Origin of the sequence: Selenomonas sp. CM52, assembly GCF_000292955.1 — a bacterium.
Lineage (GTDB): Bacteria > Bacillota > Negativicutes > Selenomonadales > Selenomonadaceae > Selenomonas.
Genome location: NZ_ALNM01000025.1, coordinates 64,039 through 75,930, shown reverse-complemented (window position 1 = coordinate 75,930; position 11,892 = coordinate 64,039). Strand labels below are relative to the sequence as shown.

Genomic DNA, 11,892 nt, shown 5'->3' with positions numbered 1-11,892 from the left:
TGATGGAGGAATGTTTATGGCATCGACGAAAGAGTATCTGGAGTTCGTATTGGAACAGCTATCCAGTTTAGAAGATATTTCCTATCGTGCTATGATGGGCGAGTACATCCTATATTATAAGAAAAAAATCTTCGGAGGAATTTACGATGATCAATTCCTTGTGAAGCCGGTCAAGGCAGCTGTTGTGCATATGCCGGATGCAGCGTATGAACTGCCTTATGAGGGGGCGAAGGAAATGCTGTTGGTGGATCGTTTGGATGATAAGGCGTTTTTGAGCGAGTTGGTGCGTGCGATGTATGAGGAACTGTCTGTGCCGAGAGAGAAAAAGAAATGAAATATTGCTCTATCCGTAAAATAGTGATATAGTGATAGCGAAAGAGTCGATGATTACTGTATTCTGGGAGGAAACAGATGTTTAATTTCAAGAACAAGGACTCGGAGTTTTTCGACTTGTTCCTCGAAAGCGCCCAGTATTTCCATAAATGCGCTGTGATGATGGATGAGGTCATGCAGGACTACAGCAAGGCGGAAGCGAAGATGCGCGAGATCATCGATCTTGAGCATGAGGCCGATGCCGTCAATGACAGGATTATTGACAAGCTCAACCAGACATTCATCACGCCGATCGATCGTGAGGATATCTATGCGCTCGCCAACGGCTTGGACGATGGCGTTGATTTCCTGCAGGGTACGCTGCAGCGCGTCGTCATGTATCATATCGCTGGTGTTCGTGACAGCGCGATCGCCCTCACGAAACTCCTCATCGAATGTACGGAGGAGATGATGAAGGCGTTCAAGCTCTTGAAACATGTGAAAAAGAACCAGAATGAGATCTTAAAGTGTACGCACCGCATCAGCAGTTTGGAGAGCGAAGGGGATCGCGTCTATCGCAATGAGGTCGCCAATCTCTTTGAGAATCTCAAAGATCCCATCGAACTCATCAAATGGAAGGATCTTCTGGAATATCTGGAGGATACACTCGATCATTGCGAGAAGGTCGCGGACATGGTGCGCGGCGTGGTGATGAAGTATGCATGAGCTGCAGTTTCTTATACTGACGGTTATCGTGCTTGCCTTGCTGTTTGACTTCATCAATGGTTTTCATGATACGGCAAATGCCATCGCCACGTCCGTTTCGACACGCGCCATCAAGCCCGCACATGCCATCATCATGGCGGCTGCTTTAAACTTCCTCGGTGCGATTTACAGCACGGGCGTTGCAAAGACGATTGGCGGTGACATCGTTGCGAGCGCGGAGATGGTTGATGAGCATATCATCATAGCAGCTCTCATGGGATCGATCGTTTGGAATCTTTTCACTTGGTATGTGGCGATGCCAAGCAGCTCTTCACATGCGCTGGTCGGCGGTATTATCGGTGCGGTGCTCGTTTCCACGGGAAGCACGGGATTGAATTTCATAGGTATAGGCAAGATCGTCCTGTCGTTGATCGCGTCGCCGCTCTTGGCGATTTTTTCCGGCTTCATTGTCATGACAGTGCTCTTTCTGTTGTTTGGCCGCTTCGCACCGTCGGCGCTCAATGGGCGCTTCAAAAAGATGCAGATTCTCTCGGCTGCGACCATGGCTTTTTCACATGGCTCGAACGATGCGCAGAAGTCGATGGGTATCATCACTCTGGCGTTGCTTTCTGGCGGCTATCTGTCGAGCTTTGAGGTTCCCGATTATGTGAAGTTCCTATGCGCGGCGGCGATGGCGTGCGGCACGGCGCTCGGCGGCTGGCGCATCATCCGCACGATTGGCGGTAAGATCTTCAAGCTTGAGCCGATCAGCGGCTTCGCTGCCGATCTCAATTCTTCCATCGTCATTTTTTCGGCGACGCTTCTGCATCTGCCCGTCAGTACGACACATGTTGTTTCCGGATCGATCATGGGCGTTGGCACGGCGAAGCGCATTCGTGCCGTGCGTTGGGGAGTTGCGCAGCAGATGCTCGTGGCATGGGTGCTGACGATTCCGTGTACGGCTGTCATGGGGGCATTGGCATATCAGATTGTTCTTTGGATTTTTTAGGAAATTACTGCTCATGGATTCTTATGTTGCTATCAATGGCTGGAAATGGACGCTTTCGGCGTGCTTTTCAGCCATTTCTTTTTATAGGAATCCCTTATAGTTTGTCGTTTGACTGTACAGGATGGTAGGAGGAAGAGATATGCGCTGGGAGAAGGGAATGGGGCGGGAGATTCCTGCCGAAATGACGCTGTTGGAGCTTGCGCAGGAGGTACAGAAAAAAGGGGAGCCGCTTATCGTGGCAGCGCGTGTGGATAATGTGCTGCGCGATTTGCAGACGCCTGTCGGAGATTTTCATACGATCGAGCTTGTTGATACGAGGAGCGAGTTCGGACGGCGCATCTATCGCCGATCTGTGGTATTCTTGCTCATCATGGCGGTGCGGGAACTTTATTCCGAGACGGAGGTCGTCGTACAGTTCACAGCGCACAAGGGGCTTTATTGTGCCATACAGTCGCCGTTCGATGTGACAGAGAGCGTGGTGCTTGAGTTGGAGCAGCGCATGCGCGAGATTGTTGCAGAGAACCGTCCGATCGTCAAGAAGCGCCTGCAGAGAGAGGAAGTCGTGCAGCTCTTCAAGAAATCAGAGCAGATTGAAAAGGCGAATCTCGTCATGTCTCTTGAGACAGAGAAGGCAAGCCTTTACTACTGTGGCGAGTTTTATGACTATCTGTTTGGCCCGATGGTGTCTGCGACGGGCGTTTTGGATAAGTTCGCTCTCGATGCCATGCCAGGCGGCGTTTTGCTGCGCACGCCGGAACCGAGCGCGCCTGAGATCGTGCCTGCGTTCAAGGAGCAACCGAAGTTCGGCAGCATCCTCATGGAGGCGGAGCGCTGGGCGAGTGTCCTGCACTGTGACTATGTATCTGATCTCAACCGTTATATCCGTCGCGGTGAGGTGGCTGACATCATCCATGTATCGGAGGCTCTGCACGAAAAGAAGATTGCCGAGATTGCCGATCATATTGCATCGAACATCAAGGAACTGCGTCTCATCTTGATTGCGGGGCCGTCGTCTTCGGGCAAGACCTCGTTCGCTCAGCGCCTGCGCATCCAGCTTCGCGTCAACGGCATCGAGCCGGTTTCCATCTCGCTTGACGACTACTTCCGCAACTGGGAGGATACGCCGCGCACGAAGGACGGGGCGTATGACTTTGAAAATATCGGCGCACTCGATGTCGAGCTGTTCAATGACCATCTTGTGCGCTTGTTGAATGGCGAGGAAGTTATCCTGCCGCATTACAACTTCCTCACGGGGAAACGCGAGGTGGGATCGGAGCATCTTTCCATCGCGCCGACATCGCCGTTGATCGTCGAGGGCATCCATGGCCTCAACGAGGCATTGACCGCCTCTGTGCCGCGAGGCAAGAAGTTTAAAATCTACATCAGCGCTTTGACGCAGCTCAATATCGACGCGCACAACCGCATACCGACGACAGATGCACGGCTTCTGCGCCGCATGGTGCGCGACTATCAGTTCCGTGGCGCCTATGCCTTGAAGACTTTGCGTCAGTGGCCTGATGTGCGTGCGGGGGAGGAGAAGAACATCTTTCCATTTCAAGAGGAGGCGGATGCGATGTTCAATTCGGCTCTGATTTATGAGCTTGCTGTATTGAAGCGCTACGCCGTGCCGCTTCTTGAGATGGTGCCGCGTGATGTGCCTGAGTACACCAAGGCGAACCGCTTGCTCGATTTCTGCCGTTGCTTTTCTGACATCACGGAGGAATACGACATTCCGAACAATTCGCTCCTGCGCGAATTCATCGGTAAATCGATCTTCTTCAAATAGGAGAGGGGAAGTGAAGAAGAGGTTAAATGGCACGGTTCTAAATAACAAAGGGGCTCCTCCACAGACTCGAAAGAGTCTGCGGAGCTCCTTCTGCGATAAGTTATACGCACAAACGTCCACTTTGTGGACAGTCGTCGCCGTCTTTAATAAAAATTTGCCAATTAGTCTGCACCCTTCGGACTTGGCTTCTTGGACTTTCGCTGTCAATTTATTTACAAATGATTATATGGGGTGTTCCTATGCCGCGCAGTAAAGCGGAATTAAGAACAGAATCATTCGCGCGCAACGAAGAAGTGACTTTTATGCATCAGGATTTCGCATTTTGTCGCAGTCCCTTGTTCTTTTGCATTTTTGCGTGTTCGTCGAGGATTTTCTGCATGGCGTCCGCCTTTTTCTCGACGCGCTTCTCGTAGTACCAGGCGCCGATGACGAGGAGGACGGCTGCGATGCATACGAGAACGAGGCGCGTCGGGTCGGGATTCTTGAGCACGGTGTCGTGCCCGATGATCGCCTCGATGGCGGTCGAGGGAAATTTGCCGACGCAGGAGGAGATGACGTAGTCCCTAAGGCTGATGGCGCTCAGGGCGCCGAGTGCGTTCAAGAGCGCACTCGGCACATAAGGCACCATGCGTGCGATGAGCATGACGGTGAAGCCGTTCTTGCCGCTGTAGGCGTCGACCTTCTTGAGCCTCGGGTGCTTGGCAATCAGCTGTTCTGCCGAGGCGCGGAAGAGAAAGCGCAGCAGCAGGAAGCTGATCGTGACGCCGACGGTCTCGGCGATGACGGAGAGGACGATGCCCGGCACAATGCCGAAGATCAGGGTGTTCGCCGTGGAGAAGATGATGGCGGGCGGAAAGCCGATGGCATTGACGAAGAGCACGAGCCAGAAGCTGAAGAACATCGCCCAAGAGCCGAAAGAGCGGATGTATTCTGCCGTCGCAAGGAGATCGCCGCTCCTTAAGACCTGCCAGAGTTCGGGAAAAAAGGTCGGATTGGCAAGGTGGATTGCATAGAGGAGAGCGCACGAGAGAAAGAGGGCGACGAGCTTGACGATGTTCATGGGATTCTTGAGCATGGACGGCCTCCTTCGATCCAATAGAAAAGACGGCTTTATTATAGCAGAGATTCGTTGGTTTTGCACGCGGCAAACCGCGAGCATCGAATGAATAATCTGTGGGAGAAATGCTTGTATTTCCCATTTGAGTATGGTATCATGAATAGTATGGCAAAATGGGATTGCAAGGGGGATGCCCTTGCTTTTGTCCCTTGGAAACCATCGATGAAGGAACATTTAGGAGGGTATTTCATACTATGAAGGTTACTGCAGAGAAGATGGACAACCACGAGGTCGTGCTGACAATAGAGGTAGAAGCGGAGGTCTTGAAGAAGGCCGAGGCGAAGGCTTGCAAGGACCTTGCAAACCGCGTGAGCATCCCGGGCTTCCGCAAGGGCAAGGCGCCGCGCCATATCATCGAGCAGCGCATCGGCAAGCAGGCGATTCTTGATACGGCATTTGACGCCGTGGCGGACAAGGCGTTTGCCGACGCCCTGAAGGAGCAGGACGTGACCCCTGTTTCGCGCCCCGATATCGAGGTCGTGACACTGGAAGAGGGAAAGGATGTCATCTTCAAGGCACGCTTCACGGCAAAGCCCGAGGTAACGCTCGGCGAGTACAAGGGTATCCAGGTTGAAAAGAAGGTCGATGAGATCACGGATGAGGACATCGACAAGGAAATCGAGAGCATGCGTCGTCGCCGCAGCCAGATGGTCGATGCCGCCGAGGGCGCTGAGGTCAAGAACGGCGACCTCGTGACGCTTGATTTCAAGGGCTTCGTTGACGGAGAGGCATTTGAAGGCGGCGAGGGCAAGGACTATCCGCTCGAAATCGGCTCGAACCGCTTCATCCCGGGCTTCGAGGATCAGCTCATCGGTGCGAAGATCGGCGAGGCGCGCGACGTCAATGTGACGTTCCCCGAGGAGTACCACTCTAAGGATCTCGCAGGAAAGCCCGCAAAGTTCGAGTGCACGATTCACAGCATCAAGGAGCGTCAGCTGCCTGAACTCGACGATGAGTTTGCCAAGAAGGTCAGCAAGTTCCAGACGGTCGAAGAGCTTCGTGCCGACATCCGCAAGAACCTTGAGCATGCCGCGCAGCAGAAGGCAGATAACGACTACAAGGTCGCCGTCATCGAGAAGGCGACGGAGAACATCACGGTCGACATTCCTGCCGTCATGATCGAGAACCGCGTGACGATGATGATTCAGGAGATGGCGATGCGCCTGGAGCAGCAGGGCATGAAGCTTGAGCAGTACCTGCAGTACGCGGGCACCGACCTCAACCAGATTCGCGAGCAGTACAAGAAGACGGCTGAGGAAAACGTCAAGACCGACCTCATGCTGGAAGCTGTGGCGAAGGCCGAAGACATCAAGGTCGAAGGCAAGGATCTCGACGACGAGGTTGCGGCGATGGCGCTGACCTACGGCGCGACGCCGGCGCAGGTCCGGAAGGTCGTCAAGGAGCAGGGTCGCATCGGCGATCTCATCACGACGGTTCTCAGAAAGAAGACGTCGCAGTTCATCTTGGACAACGCCGCGAAGTGATGTCACGTTCTTTCACGGTCGTTGACGTCGTCATATATGGAGTGATTGCATGAACAGCTATATGAACAGTTATGTTCCCATGGTGGTCGAGCGGTCGAACCGAGGAGAGCGCGCCTACGATATTTATTCGCGCCTCTTGAAGGATCGCATCGTCTTCGTCGGCGGGCCGATCGATGACAATGTCGCGAATGTTGTCGTCGCGCAGCTTCTCTTCCTTGAGTCGGAAGATCCCGATAAGGACATCCATCTTTACATCAACAGCCCGGGCGGCGTCGTGACGGCAGGTCTTGCCATCTACGACACGATGCAGTACATCCGCCCCGACGTGTCGACGATCTGCATCGGGCAGGCGGCGAGCATGGGCTCTTTGCTCCTGACGGCGGGCGCGAAGGGCAAGCGCTACGCGCTTCCTCTGGCACGCATCATGATTCATCAGCCTTTGGGCGGTGCACAGGGACAGTCGACGGACATCCAGATTCAGGCGAAGGAGATTCTGCGCCTCAGGGAAGTCGGCAACGACATCCTCGCCAAGCACACGGGGCAGCCGCGTGAAAAGCTCATTGCCGACACGGAGCGTGACAATTTCATGACGGCAGAGGAGGCGAAGGAATACGGTCTCATCGACGAGGTCATCACGCGTCCTGTCAAAATTGAGAAGCCCAAGGAGTAAGAGGTGGTATCATGTTGAAGTTTGGGGATGAAAAGGGCCAGCTCAAGTGCTCCTTCTGCGGCAAGTCGCAGGAACAGGTAAGAAAACTTGTGGCAGGTCCAGGCGTCTACATCTGCGATGAATGCATCGAACTTTGCAACGAGATCATCGAGGAAGAGTTCAGTGAAGATAGCGAAGTGGAACTCAAGGATGTGCCGAAACCGAAAGAGATTCGCCAGATCCTCGACCAATACGTGATTGGACAGGACGAGGCGAAGAAATCGCTTTCCGTTGCCGTCTACAACCACTACAAGCGAATCAACCGCACGCAGGGAAAGGCGGACGAGGTCGAGCTGCAGAAGTCGAACATCCTCATGATTGGTCCGACGGGCAGCGGCAAGACGCTCTTGGCGCAGACGCTCGCCAAGATCCTCAATGTACCGTTCGCCATCGCCGATGCGACATCCCTGACGGAAGCCGGCTACGTTGGCGAGGACGTGGAGAACATCCTCTTAAAACTCATCCAAGCGGCAGACTACGATGTGGAGAAGGCGGAGAAAGGCATCATCTACATCGACGAGATCGACAAGATTGCACGCAAATCGGAGAATCCGTCCATCACGCGCGATGTCTCGGGCGAGGGCGTGCAGCAGGCGCTCCTCAAAATCTTGGAGGGAACGGTGGCTTCCGTACCGCCGCAGGGCGGGCGCAAGCATCCGCACCAGGAACTCATTCAGATCGATACGACGAATATCCTGTTCCTGTGCGGCGGCGCATTCGACGGCATCGAGAAGATCATCGAGGCGCGTCTTGGCAAAAAGAACATGGGCTTCGGCGCGGAAATCGAGTCGAAGGTGGAGCGCAATATCGGGGAAACGCTGCGCCATATCCTGCCCGAGGATTTGCTGAAGAACGGCCTGATTCCCGAGTTCATCGGAAGACTTCCGATCGTTGTGACGCTCGAAGCGCTCGGCGAAGATACGCTCGTGCGCATCCTGACTGAGCCGAAGAACGCGCTCGTCAAGCAGTATCAGAAGCTCTTGGAGATGGACGGCGTGAAGCTCGATTTCGACGAAGAGGCGCTTCATCTGATTGCGAAGGAAGCCTTGAAGCGAAAGACGGGGGCGCGAGGTCTGCGCTCGATCATCGAGAGCATCATGCGCAACGTCATGTACGAGGTGCCGTCGGTCGACGGGGCTTCGCACTGTCGCGTCACGAAGGAGGTCATTTCGGGCAAGAAGGACCCTGTGCTGACGATTGACAAGGCGAAGGCGAAGACGAAAGGCACGGACAAGGAAGCATCGGCTTGAGCATCGAAAGGGGGCGCTGCGGCAAGCAGCGTCCCCTTTTTTCTATATTCAGGAGGATTGTTTATGTCGGAAATACGTAAGCTGCCGCTCCTGCCTCTGCGTGGAATGATTGTGTTTCCATTCATGATCATCCATCTCGACGTTGGCAGGGAGCGCTCCGTGGCAGCCTTGGAGGAAGCGATGGTGCGCGATCGTCAGATCCTGCTTGTGGCGCAGAAGAATGCGGAAACCGATGGGCCGGGAGAGAAGGATCTCTACGATGTCGGCACGATCGCCGAGGTGCGCCAACTCTTGAAGCTTCCGGGCGGCGCTTTGCGCGTGCTCGTCGAGGGGCAGAAGCGTGCGGCAATCGAAGCGTATGAAGAGATGGAAACCTTTGCCGAGGTGACGGTCGTCGAATACGCCGAGGTCGTGGAGGAATCCATGGAGATGGAGGCTTTGACGCGCGCCGTCGTGCATGAATTCGAGCAATGGGTGAAACTCAGCAAGAAGATTCCCGCCGAGACGCTTGTTTCCGTGGCGATTCTCGACGATGCGGGACGCTTGGGCGACCTCATCGCCAGCCACTTGAGCCTTAAGGTTGAGGACAGGCAGGCGCTCCTTGAGCAGATCAACATCAAGAATCGCATGGAGCTTCTCTACAAGATTCTGGCACGTGAGCTTGAAGTGCTTGAGATGGAGCGCAAGATTGGCATGCGCGTGCGCAAACAGATGGAAAAGATCCAGAAGGACTATTACCTGCGCGAACAGATCAAGGCGATTCAAAAGGAGCTGGGCGACGAGGACGACAAGGCGGCGGATATCGAAGCGTACCGCAAGAAACTCGCCGAAGGCGGCTATCCCGAGGACGTACAGAAGACGATCGAGAAGGAAATCCACCGCATGGAGGGGCAAGCGAGCATGTCCGCCGAGATGGGCGTCATACGCACCTATATCGAGACATTGCTTGAGCTTCCGTGGATGATTTCCTCGGAGGACAACATCAACATCAAGGCGGCGGAAACGGTCTTGAACGAGGATCACTACGGACTCAAGAAGGTCAAGGAGCGCATCCTCGAATACCTCGCCGTCCACCAGCTCACGAAGGAGCAGCATGCGCCGATCCTGTGCCTCGTAGGCCCGCCGGGCGTTGGCAAGACGTCTCTGGCAAGCTCCGTGGCGCGGGCGACGGGCAGGAAATTCGTTCGTGCGTCTCTGGGCGGCATCCGTGACGAGGCGGAGATTCGCGGGCATCGCCGCACCTACGTCGGTGCAATGCCGGGACGCATCATGGAAGGGCTGCGCAAGGCGGGAACGAAGAATCCCGTATTCCTGCTCGACGAGGTGGACAAGATTGCCATGGACTACAAGGGCGATCCGTCGGCGGCGCTCCTCGAAGTGCTCGATCCCGCGCAGAACACGACGTTCAGCGATCATTACGTCGAGCTTCCCTTCGATCTCTCCGAGGTTCTTTGGATCGTCACGGCGAACAGTCTCGCGAATATCCCGCGCGCCCTGCGCGACCGCATGGAGATCATCATGCTGTCGAGCTACACGGAGCAGGAGAAGCTGGAGATCGCCAAGCGCTATCTCGTCGGACGCCAGCGCACGGCGAACGGCCTGAAGGCGCGTGATCTGCAATTTGGCGAAGGCGTCATCGAGAAGATGATCGTCGAGTACACGCGTGAATCGGGCGTGCGCGAGCTTGAGCGCACGATTGGCCATGTATGCCGCAAGGCGGCACGGCTCATCGTCGAGGGCGAGAAGAAGTCCGTGCGCGTGACGAAGAAGAATCTTAGGGACTTCTTGGAGCGTCCGAAGTTTCTCAGGAAGAAGGCGGAGAAGAAGCCCGAGGTTGGCGTTGCGACAGGCATGGCGTGGACGGAGGTCGGCGGCGACATCCTGCCGACGGAGGTCACGGTGCTCGCGGGCAAGGGCAAGCTGATCTTGACGGGTCAGCTCGGCGACGTCATGCAGGAGTCGGCGCGCGCAGGGCTTTCCTACATTCGCAGCCGGCAGGAGAAATTCGGCATTGACGGCGACTTCTACGAGAAGCGCGACATCCACATCCATCTGCCTGAGGGCGCGATTCCGAAGGACGGCCCGTCGGCGGGCATCACGATGGCGACGGCGATGATTTCGGCGCTGACAGGGCGAAAGGTCAGAAGTGACGTCGCCATGACGGGTGAGATCACGCTGCGCGGGCGCGTGCTCGCCATCGGCGGGTTGAAAGAAAAGGTTTTGGCGGCGTACCGCGAAGGCATGACGCGCATCGTGCTGCCGAAGGAGAATGAGCGCGACATCGAGGACATTCCGCAGGAGGTGCGCGAAAAGCTCGCCTTCGTGCCCGTGGAAACGATGGACGAGGTTCTTGCCGAAGCGCTCGTGCCGCAAAAAGGGGGGACGCACGCTGGATAGGGTCACGATCACGCAGGGCAAGTACATTGCCTCCGCCGTAAAGAAGGAGCAGTACCCCGAAGTGCGTCGCAGGGAGATCGTCTTCATCGGACGCTCGAACGTTGGCAAGTCGTCGCTCATCAACTCGCTCGCACGCACGAAGAATCTCGCTCGCGTCTCGGGACAGCCCGGCAAGACACAGACGATCAACTTCTACGAGCTTGGCGCGAAGATCGAGGGGGAAGACGAGCGGCGCGACTTCTACCTCGTCGATTTGCCGGGCTACGGTTATGCGCGCACAGCGAAGAAGAACCGCAAGATTTGGTCGCGCTTCATCGAGGCGTACCTGCTGCAAAGCGAGGACTTGCAGTTCGTTTGCCAACTCATGGACATCCGCCACGAACCCATGGCTTCGGATATCGAGATGTTTCAATGGCTGGTGGCGAAGGGATTGCCCGTGCTCGTCATCGCGACGAAGGCGGACAAGCTGAGCCGCAATGAGCAGAAGAAGAGCATCGCTGCCATGCGAAGGGCGCTCGGTGTCGCGGAGCTTGATATTCTGCCGTATTCTTCGATGAAAAATGAAGGGCGTTCAGAATTGCTTGACGCGATAGCGAACGTTCTGATAGAATGAAGGAAGGGTGTATTGCCAGAAATTCCCCAGAGAAAATGAGGGTGAAAATATGTTGACAGCTTTTGACAAGAAGCTCCTCAACGTCTTGCAGGCCGGCTTGCCCATCAGCAGCCGGCCTTTTGCTGACTTGGCGCAAGGCTTGGAGTCGGACGAGAAGACCGTTCTTTCGCGCGTGAAAGAACTCAAGGAGCAAGGGTATCTGCGCCGCATCGGGCCGTTTTTTGACTCGGCGAAGATGGGCTACCGCGGCACGCTCGTGGCGCTTCGCGTGAAGCCCGAGGCGATGAAAAGCGTGGCGGAGGCCGTGAATCGCCATGTGGGTGTGACGCACAACTACGAGCGCGAGGGCAGGTACAACCTTTGGTTCACGCTGCTCACGCCGAACGAGGAAATGCGCCGCAGGATTCTCACGGAGATTCGAGCGCTTCCCGGGGTCGAGGCTCTGTTGAATCTTGCCTCGCACAAGAAGTACAAGGTCAACGTGCAGTTCAAGCTTGGATAGGGGGGCGT

General features: G+C 55.6%; 11 protein-coding genes. 10 read left to right on the top strand and 1 reads right to left on the bottom strand.

The window, feature by feature from the left end:
• The first annotated feature begins 16 nt into the window (after positions 1–16).
• The 4 genes from HMPREF1153_RS06215 (at position 17) to HMPREF1153_RS06200 (ending at position 3,812) form a co-directional block, all read left to right on the top strand.
• Positions 17–334: a TfoX/Sxy family protein gene (locus tag HMPREF1153_RS06215; RefSeq protein ID WP_009646090.1), complete on the top strand. Its 318-nt coding sequence runs from the start codon at positions 17–19 to the stop codon at positions 332–334.
• A gap of 77 nt (positions 335–411) precedes the next feature.
• Positions 412–1,038 carry a DUF47 domain-containing protein gene (locus HMPREF1153_RS06210; protein WP_009646011.1) on the top strand — a complete coding sequence of 209 codons (627 nt, stop codon included), beginning with the start codon at positions 412–414 and terminating at the stop codon, positions 1,036–1,038.
• On the top strand, positions 1,031–2,026 hold the full coding sequence (locus HMPREF1153_RS06205; RefSeq protein WP_009646076.1) for an inorganic phosphate transporter: 996 nt from the start codon (positions 1,031–1,033) through the stop codon (positions 2,024–2,026). The genes HMPREF1153_RS06210 and HMPREF1153_RS06205 overlap by 8 nt, the downstream gene beginning before the upstream one ends.
• A gap of 139 nt (positions 2,027–2,165) precedes the next feature.
• Entirely contained in the window at positions 2,166–3,812 is a 1,647-nt protein-coding gene (locus HMPREF1153_RS06200) for a nucleoside kinase (RefSeq protein WP_009646054.1), read from the top strand.
• Between the two features lie 307 nt (positions 3,813–4,119).
• Here the strand turns inward: HMPREF1153_RS06200 and HMPREF1153_RS06195 are convergent, their stop codons facing one another.
• Complete coding sequence (locus HMPREF1153_RS06195) at positions 4,120–4,887, bottom strand: TVP38/TMEM64 family protein (protein ID WP_009646056.1); 768 nt, start codon at positions 4,885–4,887, stop codon at positions 4,120–4,122.
• A gap of 236 nt (positions 4,888–5,123) precedes the next feature.
• Here HMPREF1153_RS06195 and tig point away from each other — a divergent pair, with 236 nt between their 5' ends.
• The 6 genes from tig to HMPREF1153_RS06165 all read left to right on the top strand — a co-directional run bounded on the left by tig (position 5,124) and on the right by HMPREF1153_RS06165 (position 11,884).
• Positions 5,124–6,413, top strand: a complete 1,290-nt coding sequence (tig, locus tag HMPREF1153_RS06190; protein ID WP_009646062.1) for a trigger factor — start codon at positions 5,124–5,126, stop codon at positions 6,411–6,413.
• Between the two features lie 61 nt (positions 6,414–6,474).
• Entirely contained in the window at positions 6,475–7,083 is a 609-nt protein-coding gene (gene clpP / locus HMPREF1153_RS06185; protein WP_174261621.1) for an ATP-dependent Clp endopeptidase proteolytic subunit ClpP, read from the top strand.
• 11 nt (positions 7,084–7,094) lie between these two features.
• A complete protein-coding gene (gene clpX, locus HMPREF1153_RS06180; protein ID WP_009646087.1) occupies positions 7,095–8,372 on the top strand; it encodes an ATP-dependent Clp protease ATP-binding subunit ClpX in 1,278 nt (425 codons plus the stop codon).
• Positions 8,373–8,435: 63 nt separating this feature from the next.
• Positions 8,436–10,769 (top strand): endopeptidase La, encoded by a 2,334-nt coding sequence (gene lon / locus HMPREF1153_RS06175; protein WP_009646099.1) that lies wholly within the window; start codon positions 8,436–8,438, stop codon positions 10,767–10,769.
• Positions 10,723–11,382: a ribosome biogenesis GTP-binding protein YihA/YsxC gene (gene yihA, locus HMPREF1153_RS06170; RefSeq protein WP_009646069.1), complete on the top strand. Its 660-nt coding sequence runs from the start codon at positions 10,723–10,725 to the stop codon at positions 11,380–11,382. The genes lon and yihA overlap by 47 nt, the downstream gene beginning before the upstream one ends.
• 49 nt (positions 11,383–11,431) lie before the next feature.
• Positions 11,432–11,884, top strand: coding sequence for a siroheme decarboxylase subunit alpha (locus tag HMPREF1153_RS06165; RefSeq protein ID WP_009646047.1), 453 nt, complete (start codon positions 11,432–11,434; stop codon positions 11,882–11,884).
• The last annotated feature ends 8 nt before the right edge of the window (positions 11,885–11,892 follow it).